This is a genomic window from Promicromonospora sp. MEB111 (genome assembly GCF_030209445.1).
Lineage (GTDB): Bacteria > Actinomycetota > Actinomycetes > Actinomycetales > Cellulomonadaceae > Promicromonospora.
Map to the genome: position 1 here is coordinate 67,452 of NZ_JARVSD010000003.1, position 16,222 is coordinate 83,673.

The window sequence follows — 16,222 nt, forward strand, 5'->3', positions numbered from 1 at the left end:
GAGAATGGCGGGATGGCCCAACCCGATCCCGCGCCCCGGCGAGGCCGCCGTCCCGCCGGGCAGGACGCCCGCGCCGAGATCCTGGCCGCCGCCCGCGACGAGTTCGTCGAGAACGGCTACCAGGCGGCCTCCCTCCGGGCCGTGGCCCGGCGTGCCGGGGTGGACCCGGGCACGGTGCGGCACTGGTTCCCCGACAAGGCGCGCCTGCTGACGGCGACGCTCGGCGTGGCGGGGATCGAGCCGGACAAGGTGGTGGAGCGGGTGTCCGCCGGCCCGGTCGAGTCGCTCGGGGAGCGCCTCGTGGAGGCGGTGATCGGCATCTGGGACTTCGACGGCGGGGACACCGTCCGCGTGGTCATCCCGGCCGTCATGTCCGATGCCGAGTTGCGCGGCCTGCTGCCGCAGTTCATCGGCGCGGCCATCCTGGCGCCGGTGATGCGCGCCCTCGCCGTGCCCGACGCCCCGCTGCGCACCGCGCTCGTCGCCTCGCAGATGTCGGGGGTGCTGCTCACCCGCTACCTGATCCCCGTGGAGCCGCTGGCCTCGCTCGCCCCGGCCGAGGTGGCGCGGCTCGTGGGCCCCACCCTGCAGCGCTATCTCACCGGCGCCCTCTCCGCCGCGGAGGGCCTTGCGCGGTAGCCGCCGCAGGAGCACAATTCCTCACATGAGGAAAAACGCGGTCGTCATCCGGGACCTGCGGGTCGTCCGGGGCGGGAGGCCGATCATCGACGGGCTGGAGCTCGACGTGCCCGCGGGATCCGTCGTGGGGCTGCTGGGGCCGTCCGGCTCCGGCAAGACCACGCTCATGCGCACCGTCGTGGGCGTGCAGGACAACGTCACCGGCACGGTCCAGGTGCTCGACGCCGCGGCGGGCAGCCCGGGCCTGCGCCGCAAGGTCAGCTACGTGACGCAGGACGCCAGCGTCTACACCGACCTCACCGTGGCGCAGAACCTGCGGTACTTCGCGGCCCTCGCCGGTGTCCCTGCCCCGGCCAGGGCGGTGGCGGCCGCCGTGGCGACCGTCGACCTCGGCGGGCACGAGAAGCAGCGGGTCGGCACGCTGTCCGGCGGTGAGCGGTCCCGCGTCTCGCTGGCCGCGGCGCTGGTCGGTGACCCCGAGCTGCTCGTGCTGGACGAGCCGACCGTCGGCCTCGACCCCGTGCTGCGCCGCGACCTGTGGACGATGTTCCGGCGGCTCGCGGCCGAGGGGCGCACCCTCCTGGTCTCCAGCCACGTGATGGACGAGGCCACGCAGTGCGACCGGCTGCTGCTGATGCGGGCCGGCGGGCTGGTCGCCGACACCACGCCCGACGAGCTGCTCACCAGCACCGGGGCGCCCGACGCCGAGCGCGCGTTCCTCGCCCTGATCGACGCGGCCGACGCCGCCGCCAGCCCGACGCACGAGGAGACCGCGCGATGACCCTGACCCTCGCCACCGCCGGCCGCGTGCTGTCCCAGCTGCGCGGCGACCACCGCACGGTCGCCCTCATCCTGCTGCTGCCGTGCCTGCTGATCGGGCTCATCGCCTGGATGTTCGACGACCAGCCCCAGGTGCTCGACCAGTTCGGCCCCATGCTCGTGGGCCTGTTCCCGCTCATCGTGATGTTCCTGGTCACGAGCGTGGCGACGCTGCGCGAGCGGCAGTCCGGCACGCTGGAGCGGCTCATGACCACGCCCATCCGCAAGGGCGACTTCGTGGCGGGCTACGGCCTCGCGTTCGCGACGCTCGCGCTGGTCCAGGCGTTCGTGGTGGTCGGGTTCGCCGTCCTCGTGGGGATGGACGTGGCCGGCCCGCTCTGGCTCGTCGTCGTGGTGGCGCTGCTGGACGCGATCCTCGGCTGCACCCTTGGCCTGGCCGCGTCGGCGCTCGCGCGCAGCGAGTTCCAGGCGGTCCAGATGATGCCCGCGATCATCTTTCCGCAGCTCATCACCTGCGGCCTCCTCATGCCGCGCGACCAGATGCCCGAGGTCCTGGAGTGGCTGTCCCGGGTGTTCCCGCTCACCTACGCCATCGAGGCGATGACGTCGCTCGCCGCGGGGGACGAGTGGGCCGACGTCCGCGGCGCGGTCGGCGTGATCGTCCTGTTCATCGTGGGCGCGGTGGTGCTGGGCGTCCTGACGCTCCGCCGCCGCACGGCCTGACCCACCACGTGTCAGACGTACAGATCACTCAAGTGATCTGTACGTCTGACACGTGGTCACCGCAGGCGGAGGGCCTTCGCGACGTCGCCCCAGTGCACGTACGAGAAGCCCGTGGCGTCCCGGTCCGGGTCGACATCGGGGCCGGTCTCGGGCTCGTCGTGCGTGACCAGCAGCCCGTACCGGTACTCGCCGACCGGCGCGTTGGACACCGCCAGGCCGTCGGAGCCGTTGACGTCGTCCACGCCGTCGCCCGCCACGCGGAAGGCGCCGAGCGACCGGTTGCGGCCGGTCAGGGCGTAGACGCCGTAGGTGTCGTCACCCTGGCTGGAGACGATCACGTAGCCCGTGCGGCCGGGGCCGTACCAGATGTCGACGCCCTCGGCGTCGGCGGTCAGGTTCGTCCCGCCGTACGACGGTGCCTCCGGGTCCACCGGGGCGCACTCCTCGGTCTCGGGGTCGTAGGCGTCGTGCACGCCGAAGTCCCGGACCTTGTCGACGAGGCGCGGCTCGCCCGAGCCGAGCGGGAGCGGCACACGCCACAGGCCGACGTCCTCCTGCGTCGCGTACAGGGTGCCGGTGCGGCGGTCGACCGCGACCCCCTCGAGCTGCGGCGCGACGCCCGGCTCCTCGCACGGAACCCAGGTGGTCCCGTCCGGCAGGCGGAACTCGCCGGGGATCTCCAGGTGCTCGACGTCGGTGTAGCCCACGCCGTCCGGGCCGGTCGTGAGGCGCGCCGTCGCGATGGTGGTGCTGCCCTCCTGGGTCACCACGGCGTACGTCCCGCCGCGCCGCGGCTGGTAGACGGCCAGGCCGTAGGCGGTCTGGTCCTCGGCGACCGTCTCGCGGTCCGGGCTGAACAGGAACTCCAGCTCCGGCGCGGTGATCTCGGTGAGCGGCGTCGCGGCGTCGGCCCCCGCCGGGTCGATCGCGAAGAAGCGGATCTGGTCGTTGTACCGGTCCGAGACGACGGCGACGTCGGTCGGCTCGCCTGCCACGTCCAGGCCGTAGGCGATGTCCACGTTGTTGAACCGGCCGGGCACACCGTCCGCGCGCGGGGCCGGCGTGGCCGCGACCGACTGCAGCTCGGTCGCGGCCACGTCGTAGACCCGCAGGCCGCCCTCCTTGGCCGTCGCGACCACGATCGAGCGCTCCGAGTCGTCCGGGTGCACCCAGATCGCCGGGTCGTCGCCGGACGCGTTGCCGCCGGCCTCGTCGTCGTACAGCGGGGGAGTCTCCACCGAGGTGGTCACGGTGGCGGTCCGGTGTTTCCCGCCGACGCCGTCCGGGCCGTCCGCGACGGCCGACGCGGGTGCCGCGACGGGCGCGAGCAGGGACACGAGCAGCAGGGCGGCCGGCAGGGCGGCGAGGCGACGTCGCATGGCCCCGAGCCTCCCGCCCCCAGGTGTCGCCGATCTGAACTCCACACGAACGCTTCGGCCGCCGATCCGGCTGGGCCCGAAGACCCGGGGTGTCAGTCCAGCAGGGGGTCCAGGCCCCAGAAGGGGAAGACCGCTCGGCGGGTGGCCTGGACCGCGCGGTCCACCGGGTCGGCCGGGTCGTAGCCGTCGCGCCAGCTCCGGAACGGCACCTCGGCCGCGCCCAGCGTGTGGGCGGCCTCCAGGTCCAGGGCCTCGACGGCGTCGCGCCACGAGGCAGGCAGCGCGGTCCCCTGCGCCAGGGGCGCGTGCGCGGCCTCGGCGACGAGCGCCGCCCAGGCGAGCGGGACGACGTCGGACACCGCGTACCCGCCGCCGCCCAGGGCGAGCCAGCGGCCGTCGGCGTGCTCGTGCGCGAGGGCGTGCACCCACTGCTGCGCGGTGCACTGCGCGTCCACGGAGACGTTGAGGTTGGAGAGCGGGTCGCGGCCGTGGGCGTCGCAGCCGTGCTGGGAGACGATCGCCTGCGGGCGGTGCTCCCGGACCAGCGCGGGCACGACGGCGTCGATCGCCCGCAGCCAGGCCGGTCCCGAGGTGCGCGCCGGGACGGGGATGTTGACGGCCGTCCCCTCGGCGGGGCCCGGCATGCCGACGTCGGCCGAGGCGCCCGTGCCGGGGAACAGGGTGCGGCCGTCCTCGTGGATCGAGACGGTCAGGACCCGCGGGTCGTCCCAGAAGATCGCCTCGACGCCGTCGCCGTGGTGGGCGTCGAAGTCCAGGTAGGCGACGCGTTCCGCGCCGAGGTCCAGCAGCCGGCGGATCGCGGCCGCCGCGTCGTTGTAGACGCAGAAGCCTGACGCTGCGCCCGGCATCGCGTGGTGCATGCCGCCCGCGACGTTCACACCGTGCGTGATCTCGCCGCGCCACAGGGCGTCGGCCAGCGCGACGGACCCGCCGAGCTGGCGGGCGGCGGCCTCGTGCATCCCCGCGAAGAGCGGATCGTCGTCGGTGCCCAGGCCCCGCATCAGGTCGGGTTCCAGCGTGGTCCCGGCGTGCCGGACGGCGGCGACGTACTCGGCGTCGTGCACCGACTCGATCACGGCGTCGGTCGCGGGCTCGGCGTCCACCACCTCGAGCGTGGGCCTCTCCAGCAGGCCGAGCGCCTTGATGAGCCGCATCGTCAGGTCGAGGCGGGCGGGCGACATGGGGTGCCCGGGGCCGAAGTCGTACTCGAGGAGTCGCGGACTCCAGACCAGCCGGGCGAGGTGCACCCGCCCACGGTAACGGACCCGGCCCGGGGCGGGTGCCGTGGCCCAGAAACGGCGTCGGCGGGCGCGGCACCGGCGTTGTGCCCGGCATGCGCCCTTCGGCGTGGCAGAGTAGGGCGTCGATCGTCGGGACTGCAGGGGAGGGAGCGGGTCGGATGGCGCCGATCTTCCGGCACAGGCTGTTCGGCCTCCGGGAGCTGGTGGACGAGCTGGCCTTCCGCGCACCCGCGCGCCTGGCCGTCACCGTGTTCGCGGGCGTGATCGGGCTGTTCGCGATCCTGCTGCTCGTGCCGTTCGCGACGGCGGACGGCGCGGGCGCCAGCTTCGTGGACGCCCTGTTCACCGCGGTCTCCGCCGTCTGCGTGACGGGGCTCGTGGTGCAGGACACGGCGACCTACTGGTCGTTGTACGGGCAGATCGTCATCCTCGCCGGCATCAAGGTGGGCGGCTTCGGCATCATGACCGTCGCCTCGCTGCTCGGCATGATGGTCTCCCGCAAGATCGGGCTGACGCAGAAGCTGCTCACGGCGTCGGAGACCAAGACGAGCCGGCTGGGTGACGTCGGCTCGCTGGTGCGCGTCATCATCGTCACCGCGACCACGCTCGAGCTGTCGATCGCGCTGCTGCTCTTCCCGCGTTTCCTGATCCTCGAGGACAACGTGGGCACGGCGGCCTGGCACTCCCTGTTCTACGGGATCTCCGCCTTCAACAACGCGGGGTTCGTACCCACGCCCGACGGCCTCATGCCGCACGTGGGCGACTGGACGCTCCTGCTGCCGATCGCGCTGGGCGTGTTCATCGGGGCGCTCGGGTTCCCCGTCATCCTCAACATCCAGCGGGCCTTGCCCCGGCCGGGGCACCGCTGGCACGGCTGGACCAAGCGGCTCTCGCTGCACAGCAGGCTCACGCTGGTGACCAGCGGCGTGCTGTTCGTGGTCGGCGCCCTGCTGCTCCTGGTCCTGGAGTGGACCAACCCCCGCACGTTCGGCCCGCTGAGCGTGGGGGACAAGGTGCTCGCGGCCGTCTTCGCCGGGATCATGCCCCGCTCGGGCGGGTTCAGCACCGTGGACATCGGCGCGATGCACGAGTCGAGCTGGCTCATCCAGGACGCGCTGATGTTCGTGGGCGGTGGCTCGGCGTCCACCGCGGGCGGTATCAAGGTGACCACGCTCGCGGTCATGCTGCTGGCGATCATCGCCGAGGCGCGGGGCGACCGGGACATCGAGGCGTTCGGCCGCCGGATCCCGCGCGACGTGCTGCGGCTCTCGATCGCGGTCGTGTTCACGGGCGCGAGCATCGTGCTGGTCTCGTGCGTCGCACTGCTGCAGGTCACCGACATCCCCCTGTCCAAGGTGCTGTTCGAGGTGCTGTCGGCCTTCGCGACCGTCGGACTGACCACCGGCATCACGTACGACCTGCCCGACGCCGGCAAGTACGTGCTGGCCGCCCTGATGTTCGTGGGGCGTACCGGGGCCGTGACCGTCGTGGCGGTGCTGGCGCTCCGCGACCGGCGGCGCATCGTACGCTTCCCGGAGGAACGACCCATCATCGGCTGACCGCCCGACGTGTCAGAATCCCACGTCACCATCGTGACCTGTGCTTCTGACAGGCTGGCAGAGAGGACTACCGTGCCGGAGAAGAGACCCGAGCGGGACGCGGGTGTGCTCGTGATCGGACTGGGCAGGTTCGGGTCGGCGATCGGCGCCACCCTGGACCGGCTCGGCCAGGACGTGCTCGCCGTGGAGCAGGACCCCACGCTGGTGGCCCAGTGGTCGGGGCGGCTGCCGCTGGTCGAGGCCGACGCGTCCAACCCGGACGCGCTGGAGCAGCTCGGCGCGAAGGACTTCGGCGTCGCCGTGGTCGGGGTCGGCTCGTCGCTCGAGGCGTCGGTGCTCATCACGGGCAACCTCGTGGATCTCGGCACGCCCCAGATCTGGGCCAAGGCGATCTCCGCCGAGCACGGCCGGATCCTGACCCGCATCGGCGCGCACCACGTCGTCTTCCCGGAAGCCGACGCCGGTTCGCGCGTCGCCCACCTCGTCAGCGGCAAGCTGCTCGACTACATCGAGGTCGAGGACGGCTTCACCATCGTGAAGATGCGCCCGCCCCGCGAGGCGCAGGGCTTCACGCTGGCGCAGTCGAACATCCGCAAGCGGTACGGGATCACCGTGATCGGGGTGAAGTCGCCCGGCGTGGACTTCGTCTACGCGACGCCCGAGACCCGGGTCTCCGCCAACGACCTGCTCGTCTGCTCGGGCCATGCCGACCTGCTGGAACGGTTCGCGGCCCGGCCCTGAGCGGTGCGCGGACGGCCCTCGTGGCCGACCCCGGACGGAGGTCAGGCGCACCTCACACCGCCGTCGATTACGGGGCGCGCGGCAGAGCAGGTAGCCTAGGTAGCGGACTCCTTTTCGTGTTGGTCGGCCATCGTCACTATGGCGTCACTGTCCCGGACCAACCGTGGACCATTTCGCCGCGCGGCCCGTCGTCGGGCCGCCGCCGACCGACCGACCGAACATTGCGAGGACCTATGGGCTCCGTCATCAAGAAGCGCCGCAAGCGCATGGCCAAGAAGAAGCACCGCAAGCTGCTTCGCAAGACGCGCCACCAGCGCCGCAACAAGAAGTGACGCGCGCGCCGTCGGGCGCGTGACGAGCAGGCCCGGCCCTTCGTGGGCCGGGCCTTCTTCGTGTCTCCGGGGCCTAGTGCCCGCGCAGCCGCCGTCGGGCCGCCCGGAGCACCAGGCCGAGCACCCAGGCCGCCCCGGCCCACGACGCCGTCCGGACCCCGCGCCCGGCCGCGCGCTGCGACCGCCCGCGGAACTCGCGGATGGGCCAGCCGACCTCCTGCGCGTGCCGGCGCAGCCGCAGGTCGGGGTTGATGGGGCAGGGATGGCCCACGGACCGCATCATCGGCAGGTCGTTGAGCGAGTCGCCGTAGGCGTAGCTCTCGTCGAGATCGATGGCCTCGGTCTCGGCGAGCGTGACGATGGCGTCGGCCTTGGCCTGGCCGTGCATCAGGTCGCCGGTGAGCCGGCCGGTGTAGAACCCGTCCTTGTGCTCGGCCACGGTGCCGAGCCCGCCCGTCGCGCCCAGGCGGCGGGCGATGAGCTGTGCGATCTCCACGGGGGTGGCCGTCACCAGCCACACCTGGTGGCCGGCGGCGATGTGCTCGTCGAGCAGCCGGCGCGTGCCGGGGTAGATCCGCAGGGACAGGACGGCGTCCCACACCTCCTCGCCGAGGGTGGCGATCTCCGCGACGCTGCGGCCCGCGATGAGCGAGAGGGCGCGGTCGCGCACCTGGTCGATCTCCTCGCGGTTCTCGCCCCAGAGCAGGTACCGCGCCTGGATCAGGGCGAACCTGAGGATGTCCCGCGTACCGAAGAACTTGCGCTGGTACGCCGACTTGGCCAGGTGAAAGGCGCTCGCACCGCGGATGATCGTGTTGTCGACGTCGAAGAACGCCGCGGTGGCGGACGAAGGGAGCGTCGACGGCATGGAGGTCACTCTATCCGCGTGCCACAGGACGCAAGTCCTCGCCGGGCACCCCGGCAGAAGCGCTGGTAGAACCGGGGAGTGACGCAGAACATCAGGACCTCCGAGGGCGCCGGGCTCGCGCGGTTCCTCCATCTGCTGGTCGCCGTGCTGGCCCTCGGGGGCTTCGGGATCGAGCTCGTCGTCGCCCTCACCGGGGGCCCCGGCCTCGCGCCCACGCACGCCGAGCGGATCGTCCGGCTCTTCAGCTACTTCACCATCCAGTCGAACCTGTTGATCGGCGGGGTGTCGGTGGCGCTCGCGCTGGACCCGCGCCGGGACGGGCCGGTCTTCCGGGTGCTGCGCCTCGACGCGCTGCTGTGCATCGCGGTGACCGGCATCGTGTACAACACGGTGCTGCGCGGGCTGGTGGAGCTGACGGGCGCCGGGATGGTGTCGAACGCGATGCTGCACGTCCTGGCGCCGGTGTTCGCCGTCGTCGCCTGGCTGCTGGTGGGACCGAGGCCGCGCGTGGCGGGGCGGACGGTGTGGTGGTCCGTCGTCTACCCGATCGCGTGGTTGGTCTACACGTTCGTCCGCGGCGCCGTCACGGGTTGGTACCCGTACCCGTTCCTGGACGTGAACGAGCTCGGCTACGCCGGCGCGGTGACCAACGCCGCGATCGTCGCCGTGGTCTTCCTCGTCCTGGCCTGGGGCGTGCGCTGGGCGGACGGGCGGCTGCCGGACACCGACCGTTCGGTGGCCCGTACGTGACGTAACCTCGGGGCGTGACCACTGCCGCCGAGACCCGGGTCGTTCTCTACACGCGCGAGGCATGCCATCTGTGCGAGGACGCACGTGCCGTCGTCGAGAAGGTGTGCGAGAGCTCGGGGACCGCGTGGCGCGAGGTCGACATCGACAGCGCGCCCGCACTGCGCGAGAAGTACGGGGAGTACGTCCCCGTGCTCGAGGTGGACGGGGTCCAGCAAGGTTTCTGGCGCGTGGACGGTGCGCGCCTGGCACGCCTCCTGGCATGATCGTCCAGGCAGTGTGTGCGTACGCCCGCGACACAGTGGTCGCGGGGAGGGGAGCAGCACGTGGTCGAACTCAGTGACGGGACAGTCCCGGCAGCAACAGTAGGGAGGCTGCCGTACTACCTGCGCGCCCTGCGCGACCTCGCGGCCGAGGGGGTGGACCTCACCTCCTCGACGGAGCTCGCCGAACGGTCGGGCGTCAGCTCGGCGCAGCTGCGCAAGGACCTCTCGTACCTGGGTTCGTTCGGCACGCGCGGCGTCGGGTACGACGTCGAGTCGCTCGCCTCGTACATCACGGTCGCCCTCGGGCTCGAGACGGAGCACCGGCTGGCGATCGTCGGCATCGGAAACCTCGGGCACGCGCTCGCCAACTACTCGGGGTACGCGACGCGCGGTTTCCAGGTGGTGGCGCTGCTCGACGCGTCGCCCGACGTCGTGGGCACGCACGTGGCCGGCGTGACCGTGGAGCACGTGCGCGGGGTGGCCGAGGTCATCGAGCGCGAGCGGGTCTCCATGGTGGTGCTGGCCCTGCCGGGCCACGGCGCCCAGGACGTGGCCGACGCCGTGGTGGGTTCCGGCGTCCGGGAGATCCTGAACTTCGCGCCGGTGGCGCTCCAGGTACCGGACGACGTGGTGGTGCGCTCGGTCGACGTCGGCGGCGAGCTGCAGATCCTGGCGTTCCACGCGGCGACCCGAGCGGCCGCGCTCTGACCCGGGAGCCCGTCGGCTGCCGAGAAAAGTTCAGCAGGCCCCCGACGACCGGAATCCGTGCGGATGCGGTCGTCCGGAGCCTGCTGAACCAGGATCAGGGACGAGCGGGGCTCAGCCCTTGGCGATCGCGCTGACGTCCAGCGTGATCTTGACCTTGTCGCCCACCAGGAAGCCACCGGTCTCCAGCGTGGCGTTCCACGTGAGGCCGAAGTCCTTCCGGTTGACCTCGACGCTGGCCTCGAAGCCCGCGCGGTTGTTGCCGAACGGGTCCTTGGCGGTGCCGGTGAACTCGGTCTCCAGCTCGACACCCTTGGTGATGCCGTTGATGGTGAGGTCGCCCGAGATGATGTAGTCGTCGCCGTCGGCCTTGATGTCGGTCGAGGAGAACGTCCAGGTCGGCTTCTCGTCGGCGTGCCAGAAGTCGGCGCTCTTCAGGTGGCCGTCACGACCGGCGTCGCCGGTGCTCACGGAGGCCGCGTCCAGCTCGGCGGTGACGCTCGACGACTCCAGGTCCTCGCCCACCGTGATGGTGCCCGAGGTGACGGTGATGCTGCCGCGCACCTTCGCGATCCCGGCGTGGCGGACGGAGAAGGAGGCAGCGGTGTGGGAGGGGTCGATGTCGTAGGCGCCGGTGGTGAGACCTGCGGGAAGCGGGGTGGCCATCAGGGGGACTCCTTGTGGGTGCGGCGGTTGAGGTAGATAGTTGAGGGATCAACTAGATCCGATGCGTTCCAACATAACGGGTCCCGTAACGTATTCCTAGAGGGCGCCCGGCACGTCGCAGATCACACTCGGGTCGGCGGGCGACCATGGCTCCCGGCGCGAGGGCGTCATCCGGGGCGGCCCTCATGGCAGCTCGGCGAGCACGAAGGCGGTGGGCAAAGTGGCAGCGGAGACGATCCAGGGTTCCGATCTCTGGCTGACCGAGGAGCAGCAGGGCTCCTGGCGGCGGTATCTCGAGGGGACCGCGCGGTTCGTGGAGGCCCTCAGCGCGGTGCACGACCGGACCCTCGACCTCTCGCTCGGGGAGTACAGCCTGCTGGTCCAGCTCTCGGAGGCGCCGGAGCGCACGATGCGCATGTCGACGCTCGCGGACGGTCTGGTGCTCTCGCGCAGCCGGCTGACGCACACGGTCGCGCGCATGGAGGCGCGCGGGCTCGTGGAACGGCGGGCGGCGGAGGGCGACCGTCGCGGGGTGAACTGCACCATGACCGACGCCGGCTACGCGGCGCTCGAGGTGTCGGCGCCGGGGCATGTGGCGGCCGTGCGCCGGATCATGGTCGACGCGCTGGACCCCGAGGAGTTCGCGGCGCTCGGCCGCATCATGGCCAAGGTCGCGGAGTCCTCGAAGGTGTCGGGCGGCACCGAGGAGGGGCTCACGGCCCACTGCGACTGAACGCGCCTCGACGCACGTGTCAGACGTACAGGTCACCCGAGGGATCTGTACGTCTGACACGTGGACGGCGGGGATGGCGGCGTCTACTCGGTCAGCACCCGGCTGAACATCGGGCGGTACGCGTACCCGGCGACCAGGGCGCCGAGGACCGGGAACAGGATGAACACCCAGAGCTGCCCCCATGCCCAGCCGCCGCCGTAGATCGCGGTGGCGATGGAGCGGGCGGGGTTCACCGACGTGTTGGTGACGGGGATCGAGATCAGGTGGATCAGGGTGAGCGTCAGGCCGATGGCCAGCGGCGCGAACCCGGGGGAGGCGATCCGCGCCGTGGTGCCGAGGATGACGAACAGGAAGACCGCGGTGAGGACGGTCTCGGTCAGGATCGCGGAGCCGAGCCCGAACCCGCCCGGGGAGTGCTCGCCGAACCCGTTGGACGCGAAGCCCGACTCGCGTGCGGCGTCGAAGAAACCGTCCGGCCCGCCGAGGGCGATCAGCGCCAGCACGGTGGAACCGAGCGCGCCACCGATGACCTGCGCCACGACGTAGCCACCGACGTCGCTCCACGAGAACCGGCCCGCGGCCGCCAGGCCGAGCGTGACGGCCGGGTTGAAGTGCCCGCCCGAGATCGGGCCGAGCGCGAACGCGCCGACCACGACGGTGAGGCCGAAGGCCAGGGCGACCCCGAGGAAGCCCACGCCCAGCGTGTTGGCCTCGGCGTCGGGGAAGTTGGCCGCGAGGATCGCGGTGCCGCAGCCACCCAGCACCAGCACGAAGGTGCCGAGCGCCTCGGCGGCCAGACGTGCGTACATGGCAGGCGATGCCATCTCACTCATGTGGAGCCCCCTTGCTTGCATTGGACGGTTTCATGACGAAACCTTTCCGCCGAATGTAGGTCGGCCGGACCGGATCGGCGCGAGATGACGTAATGCACACTCGCCGGAGGTCACGGGCACCCAGGGTCGGATGGGAGACTGTGGGTCATGGTTTCCACGACGGTTCACCTGCTGCGTCACGGCGAGGTGTACAACCCCGACGGCCTGCTGTACGGGCGCCTGCCTGGCTACCGGCTGTCCGACCGTGGCCAGGCGATGGCCAAGATCGTCGCCGACCACCTCACGAGCACCGGCAGGGACGTGACCCGCGTGGTGGCCTCCCCGCTGCAGCGGGCACAGGAGACGGCCGCCCCGGTGGCGCAGGGCTTCGGCGTCGAGCTCGCCACCGACGACCGCATCATCGAGGCCGGCAACCGGTTCGAGGGCCTGGTCGTCGCCGGACCCGGCGGCGGGGCGTTGAAGAACCCACGCAACTGGCCGCACATGTGGAACCCGTTCCGCCCGTCGTGGGGCGAGCCCTACACGGCGCAGGTCGAGCGCATGCGCGCCGCCGTCGAGGACGCGCGCCGCGCCGCGGAGGGCCACGAGATCGTGCTGGTCAGCCACCAGCTCCCCATCTGGCTCACCCGCCGGGCGCTCGAGGGCGGCACCCTGTGGCACGACCCGCGCAACCGGCAGTGCAACCTCGCGTCCCTGACGTCCCTGCACTTCGAGGACGACCGGTTCGTCGGCCTGCACTACACGGAGCCCGCCGCGGAGCTCTACGACGGCGCGAGCAAGGTTGCCGGCGCGTGATGCGGGGCAAGACCGTCAAGGCGGTCCAGTGGGTAGTGGTCGTCGGCATCGTGCTCGGGCTCGTCGTGTCGCTCGCCGCGTGCAGCCCGGAGGACTCGGGCGCCGGCGACGTCGTCGGTCAGGGGTACGTCTCCGGTGACGGCTCGGTCCAGACGTACGACGTCGGGGAGCGCAAGGGGCCCGTCGCCATCACGGGCACCGACTTCGAGGGCGACGACGTCGACACCGCCGGGTGGGCGGGCGACGTCGTGGTCGTGAACACCTGGTACGCCTCGTGCGCGCCGTGCCGCGCCGAGGCGCCCGACCTCGTGAGCCTCGCCGGGTCGAAGGACGGCGTGCAGTTCCTCGGCATCAACACGGAGGACGACGCCGGCGCCGCCCAGGCGTTCCAGCGCACCTTCGAGGTGCCCTACCCGAGCATCGAGGACCGCACCGGCAAGGTGATCGCCGGCCTGTCCGGCGTCGTGCCGCTGCAGGCCGTGCCGTCCACCGTGGTGCTGGACCAGGAGGGCAACGTGGCCGCGCGCGTCATCGGCCAGGTGGAGGGGTCCACGCTGGAGGCCCTGATCGACGAGGTCCTGGCGGAGGCCGCCTGATGGTCTCGACCGGCGCCATCGCGACCGCCGTCGGCGACGGCCTCGCGAGCACGGCGTTCAGCGGGTCCCTGCTCCTGGCGGTGCCGGTGGCGCTGCTCGCGGGCCTCGTCTCGTTCGCCTCGCCGTGCGTGCTGCCGCTCGTGCCCGGGTACGTCGGGTACGTGAGCAGCATGGCCGCGGCCTCGGCCGGCACGACCCCCGGGATCGTCACGACGCGCACCAAGCCGGCGCGCGGCCGCGTGGTCGGCGGGGTCGCCCTGTTCGTGCTCGGCTTCACCGTCGTGTTCGTCTCCTTCGGCGCCGCGTTCGGCGGCCTGGGCGCCTACCTGGTGCGCTGGGAGGACGTGATCATCCGCGTGCTCGGCGCCGTGGTGATCCTGCTCGGCCTCGGGTTCCTCGGGGCCGTCCCGTTCCTGCAGCGCGAGGCCCGGTTCCACATGACCCCGCGCGCCGGCCTGTGGGGCGCCCCGCTGCTCGGCGTCGTCTTCGGGCTCGGCTGGACGCCCTGCATCGGCCCGACCCTCGGCGCCGTGCAGGCGCTCGCGATCGACGAGGCGTCGGCGGGCCGCGGCGCCCTGCTCGGCGTGGCGTACTGCATCGGCCTGGGCGTGCCGTTCCTGCTCGTGGCCCTCGGGCTGCAGAGCTCGGAGCGCATGCTGGACTTCCTGCGCAAGCACCGCCTCGCGGCGCTGCGCATCGGCGGCGGCCTGCTGGTCCTGGTCGGGCTGCTGCTGGTCACCGGGCTCTGGACGCAGATCACCGGAGCCATGCAGCTCTGGATCGGCGGATTCGAGACGGTGATCTGATGGCCGGTCGTACCAGCAGCCGCGACAGCACCCCGGACAGCAGGGCGGGCACCTACGTCCCCGAGGGCATCGCGGACGAGTTCACGCAGGGCGAGCCCGGCGAGGCGCACGGCGCGTCGTCGTCGGATACGACGGGCCAGAAGCCCGAGCGCCCGAACGCGCCCGCGCTGGGCCTCGTGGGCACGCTGCGCTGGATGTGGCGCCAGCTCACCTCGATGCGCGTCGCGCTGATGCTGCTGATGCTGCTCGCCGTCGCCGCCGTGCCCGGGTCGGTGCTCCCGCAGCGCAACCAGGACGCCGCGGGTGTGCTCGAGTACCTCGCCGACCACCCGACCGCCGGGGAGTGGCTCGACAAGGCCGGGTTCTTCGACGTCTACTCGTCGGTCTGGTTCTCCGCCATCTACATCCTGCTGTTCGTCTCGCTCGTGGGCTGCATCCTGCCGCGGTCGGCGGCGCACTACCGCGCCCTGCGCGGTCGCCCGCCGCGCGTCCCGTCCCGGTTCAACCGGTTCCCCGCCAAGGCCACCGCGACCACCAGCGCCTCGCCCGAGGAGGCGGCCGACGCCGTCGCCGCCCACCTGCGCGGCAGGCTCTCCTGGCTGCCCACCTTCCGGGTGGACCGGGGCGGGGCGGACGCGCGCGGCTCTCGCCCCGCTGCGGCGACGGTCAGCGCCGAGCGCGGCTACCTGCGCGAGACCGGCAACCTCGTGTTCCACCTGGCCCTGGTGGGCCTGCTCGTCTCCGTCGCGACCGGCCAGATGCTGCACTACCGCGGCCAGGCCATCGTCACCGAGGGCCGCGGCTTCGCCAACGCCGTCGTGGACTACGACACCTTCGAGAAGGGCGGCTGGTTCCGCCCCGGCTCGCTGGTGCCGTTCTCGATGACGCTCGACAAGTTCGAGTCGGAGTTCGCGAGCGACACCGTGGCGTTCGCCCAGGCGCGCGACTTCACGGCGCACGTGACGGTGACCGAGCCCTCCGGCGAGGAACGGCCCGAGCAGATCAAGGTGAACCACCCGATCGTCGTCGACGGCGCCAAGGTCTACCTCCAGGGCAACGGCTTCGCCCCCGAGATCACCGTCCACGACGCCGAGGGCGAGGTCGCGTTCTCCGGTCGGGTCACGTTCATCCCCGAGGACACGATGTACACCTCCCGCGGCGTGGTGAAGGTGCCGGACGTGTCGCCCGGGCTGGACCAGATCGGGCTCGTGGGCTACTTCCTGCCCACGGCGGAGGTGAACGAGGACGGGTCGGCCCGCTCGGCGTTCCCGCAGCCCGTGGACCCGCTGCTCGTGCTCGAGGTGTACACAGGTGACCTCGGGCTCGACGACGGCTCGCCGCAGAACGTGTACGAGCTCGACACCGCGTCGCTCACCCCGGCCCTCGAGGAGTCCGGCGAGCGCGTCAAGGTCCTGGCACGGCCCGGCGAGACCGTGGACCTGCCGAACGGGCTCGGCACCCTGACCCTCGGCGAGGACCTCCCGCGCTACGTGGCGCTCGACCTGCGGCACGACCCTTCGCTCGCGTTCGTCCTCGTCTTCGCGCTGCTCGCGCTCGCGGGCCTCACCGTCTCGCTCTTCACGCCGCGGCGGCGCGTCTGGGCGCGGGCGTACACCGGGCCGGACGGCGTTACGGTGGTCGAGGTCGCGGGGCTCGCCCGGGGCGACGACGCCGGCCTCCAGGCCGAGGTCGACCGCGCCCTGGGGGCGGTGCCCGGAGCCGAGGCAGAACCGGCGGCCACTGGACAAGCTCAGGAACCGCGCATCGAGACCGGATCGGAAAAGGACTGAAC

The 16,222-nt window shown here is 72.1% G+C and carries 19 protein-coding genes; 14 read left to right on the plus strand and 5 right to left on the minus strand.

The features are described from left to right. The first annotated feature begins 12 nt into the window (after positions 1-12). The 3 genes from QRN56_RS02160 to QRN56_RS02170 are packed head-to-tail and all read left to right on the plus strand — an operon-like array spanning position 13 to position 2,142. Positions 13-639 (plus strand): TetR/AcrR family transcriptional regulator, encoded by a 627-nt coding sequence (locus QRN56_RS02160; protein ID WP_285100825.1) that lies wholly within the window; start codon positions 13-15, stop codon positions 637-639. Positions 640-664: 25 nt separating this feature from the next. Then, a complete protein-coding gene (locus QRN56_RS02165) occupies positions 665-1,420 on the plus strand; it encodes an ABC transporter ATP-binding protein (protein WP_285100826.1) in 756 nt (251 codons plus the stop codon). Beyond that, entirely contained in the window at positions 1,417-2,142 is a 726-nt protein-coding gene (locus tag QRN56_RS02170; RefSeq protein WP_285100827.1) for an ABC transporter permease, read from the plus strand. Before QRN56_RS02165 ends, QRN56_RS02170 begins: the two co-directional genes overlap by 4 nt. Before the next feature lie 56 nt (positions 2,143-2,198). Here QRN56_RS02170 and QRN56_RS02175 read toward each other — a convergent pair whose 3' ends face one another. Together QRN56_RS02175 and QRN56_RS02180 are read right to left on the minus strand one after the other, a co-directional pair. After that, complete coding sequence (locus tag QRN56_RS02175; protein WP_285100828.1) at positions 2,199-3,521, minus strand: phytase; 1,323 nt, start codon at positions 3,519-3,521, stop codon at positions 2,199-2,201. A gap of 92 nt (positions 3,522-3,613) precedes the next feature. Continuing rightward, positions 3,614-4,789, minus strand: coding sequence for an acetoin utilization protein AcuC (locus tag QRN56_RS02180; RefSeq protein ID WP_285100829.1), 1,176 nt, complete (start codon positions 4,787-4,789; stop codon positions 3,614-3,616). 152 nt (positions 4,790-4,941) lie between these two features. Here QRN56_RS02180 and QRN56_RS02185 point away from each other — a divergent pair, with 152 nt between their 5' ends. The 3 genes from QRN56_RS02185 (at position 4,942) to QRN56_RS02195 (ending at position 7,415) form a co-directional block, all read left to right on the plus strand. After that, positions 4,942-6,342, plus strand: a complete 1,401-nt coding sequence (locus tag QRN56_RS02185) for a TrkH family potassium uptake protein (protein ID WP_285100830.1) — start codon at positions 4,942-4,944, stop codon at positions 6,340-6,342. A 72-nt stretch (positions 6,343-6,414) separates the two neighbouring features. Further along, positions 6,415-7,083: a potassium channel family protein gene (locus QRN56_RS02190; RefSeq protein WP_285100831.1), complete on the plus strand. Its 669-nt coding sequence runs from the start codon at positions 6,415-6,417 to the stop codon at positions 7,081-7,083. Positions 7,084-7,316: 233 nt separating this feature from the next. Continuing rightward, positions 7,317-7,415 carry a 30S ribosomal protein bS22 gene (locus QRN56_RS02195; protein WP_003792170.1) on the plus strand — a complete coding sequence of 33 codons (99 nt, stop codon included), beginning with the start codon at positions 7,317-7,319 and terminating at the stop codon, positions 7,413-7,415. A 73-nt stretch (positions 7,416-7,488) separates the two neighbouring features. On the opposite strand, the gene QRN56_RS02200 is transcribed toward QRN56_RS02195, so the two are convergent. After that, on the minus strand, positions 7,489-8,283 hold the full coding sequence (locus QRN56_RS02200; protein WP_285100832.1) for an HAD family hydrolase: 795 nt from the start codon (positions 8,281-8,283) through the stop codon (positions 7,489-7,491). A 78-nt stretch (positions 8,284-8,361) separates the two neighbouring features. On the opposite strand from QRN56_RS02200, the gene QRN56_RS02205 reads away from it, so the two are divergent. From QRN56_RS02205 to QRN56_RS02215, 3 genes are read left to right on the plus strand one after another with little or no spacing between them, the layout of a single operon-like run. Then, positions 8,362-9,033, plus strand: a complete 672-nt coding sequence (locus tag QRN56_RS02205; protein ID WP_285100833.1) for a Pr6Pr family membrane protein — start codon at positions 8,362-8,364, stop codon at positions 9,031-9,033. Positions 9,034-9,047: 14 nt separating this feature from the next. Next, on the plus strand, positions 9,048-9,296 hold the full coding sequence (locus QRN56_RS02210) for a glutaredoxin family protein (RefSeq protein WP_285100834.1): 249 nt from the start codon (positions 9,048-9,050) through the stop codon (positions 9,294-9,296). A 60-nt stretch (positions 9,297-9,356) separates the two neighbouring features. After that, positions 9,357-10,004 (plus strand): redox-sensing transcriptional repressor Rex, encoded by a 648-nt coding sequence (locus tag QRN56_RS02215; protein WP_285100835.1) that lies wholly within the window; start codon positions 9,357-9,359, stop codon positions 10,002-10,004. A gap of 111 nt (positions 10,005-10,115) precedes the next feature. Here QRN56_RS02215 and QRN56_RS02220 read toward each other — a convergent pair whose 3' ends face one another. Continuing rightward, entirely contained in the window at positions 10,116-10,667 is a 552-nt protein-coding gene (locus QRN56_RS02220; protein ID WP_285100836.1) for a YceI family protein, read from the minus strand. 220 nt (positions 10,668-10,887) lie between these two features. Between QRN56_RS02220 and QRN56_RS02225 the strand changes: the two genes are divergently transcribed. After that, positions 10,888-11,400 (plus strand): MarR family winged helix-turn-helix transcriptional regulator, encoded by a 513-nt coding sequence (locus QRN56_RS02225; RefSeq protein WP_285100837.1) that lies wholly within the window; start codon positions 10,888-10,890, stop codon positions 11,398-11,400. A gap of 83 nt (positions 11,401-11,483) precedes the next feature. Here the strand turns inward: QRN56_RS02225 and aqpZ are convergent, their stop codons facing one another. Beyond that, on the minus strand, positions 11,484-12,224 hold the full coding sequence (gene aqpZ, locus QRN56_RS02230; RefSeq protein WP_502928741.1) for an aquaporin Z: 741 nt from the start codon (positions 12,222-12,224) through the stop codon (positions 11,484-11,486). Between the two features lie 156 nt (positions 12,225-12,380). Between aqpZ and QRN56_RS02235 the strand changes: the two genes are divergently transcribed. Genes QRN56_RS02235 through resB form a run of 4 tightly spaced genes read left to right on the plus strand, consistent with a single transcriptional unit; the run spans position 12,381 to position 16,220 of the window. Continuing rightward, complete coding sequence (locus QRN56_RS02235; protein WP_285100839.1) at positions 12,381-13,028, plus strand: histidine phosphatase family protein; 648 nt, start codon at positions 12,381-12,383, stop codon at positions 13,026-13,028. Continuing rightward, complete coding sequence (locus QRN56_RS02240; protein ID WP_285101247.1) at positions 13,028-13,624, plus strand: TlpA family protein disulfide reductase; 597 nt, start codon at positions 13,028-13,030, stop codon at positions 13,622-13,624. The genes QRN56_RS02235 and QRN56_RS02240 overlap by 1 nt, the downstream gene beginning before the upstream one ends. Next, on the plus strand, positions 13,624-14,430 hold the full coding sequence (locus QRN56_RS02245; protein ID WP_285100840.1) for a cytochrome c biogenesis CcdA family protein: 807 nt from the start codon (positions 13,624-13,626) through the stop codon (positions 14,428-14,430). The genes QRN56_RS02240 and QRN56_RS02245 overlap by 1 nt, the downstream gene beginning before the upstream one ends. Further along, on the plus strand, positions 14,430-16,220 hold the full coding sequence (resB, locus tag QRN56_RS02250; RefSeq protein WP_285100841.1) for a cytochrome c biogenesis protein ResB: 1,791 nt from the start codon (positions 14,430-14,432) through the stop codon (positions 16,218-16,220). Before QRN56_RS02245 ends, resB begins: the two co-directional genes overlap by 1 nt. The last annotated feature ends 2 nt before the right edge of the window (positions 16,221-16,222 follow it).

Coding starts and splice junctions, on each gene's coding strand:
- resB (WP_285100841.1), top strand. CDS start 14,430: ATGGCCGGTCGTACCAGCAGCCGCGACAGCACCCCGGACAGCAGGGCG.
- QRN56_RS02235 (WP_285100839.1), top strand. CDS start 12,381: ATGGTTTCCACGACGGTTCACCTGCTGCGTCACGGCGAGGTGTACAAC.
- aqpZ (WP_502928741.1), bottom strand. CDS start 12,224: ATGGCATCGCCTGCCATGTACGCACGTCTGGCCGCCGAGGCGCTCGGC.
- QRN56_RS02195 (WP_003792170.1), top strand. CDS start 7,317: ATGGGCTCCGTCATCAAGAAGCGCCGCAAGCGCATGGCCAAGAAGAAG.
- QRN56_RS02185 (WP_285100830.1), top strand. CDS start 4,942: ATGGCGCCGATCTTCCGGCACAGGCTGTTCGGCCTCCGGGAGCTGGTG.
- QRN56_RS02220 (WP_285100836.1), bottom strand. CDS start 10,667: ATGGCCACCCCGCTTCCCGCAGGTCTCACCACCGGCGCCTACGACATC.
- QRN56_RS02240 (WP_285101247.1), top strand. CDS start 13,028: ATGCGGGGCAAGACCGTCAAGGCGGTCCAGTGGGTAGTGGTCGTCGGC.
- QRN56_RS02245 (WP_285100840.1), top strand. CDS start 13,624: ATGGTCTCGACCGGCGCCATCGCGACCGCCGTCGGCGACGGCCTCGCG.
- QRN56_RS02160 (WP_285100825.1), top strand. CDS start 13: ATGGCCCAACCCGATCCCGCGCCCCGGCGAGGCCGCCGTCCCGCCGGG.
- QRN56_RS02175 (WP_285100828.1), bottom strand. CDS start 3,521: ATGCGACGTCGCCTCGCCGCCCTGCCGGCCGCCCTGCTGCTCGTGTCC.
- QRN56_RS02165 (WP_285100826.1), top strand. CDS start 665: ATGAGGAAAAACGCGGTCGTCATCCGGGACCTGCGGGTCGTCCGGGGC.
- QRN56_RS02170 (WP_285100827.1), top strand. CDS start 1,417: ATGACCCTGACCCTCGCCACCGCCGGCCGCGTGCTGTCCCAGCTGCGC.
- QRN56_RS02200 (WP_285100832.1), bottom strand. CDS start 8,283: ATGCCGTCGACGCTCCCTTCGTCCGCCACCGCGGCGTTCTTCGACGTC.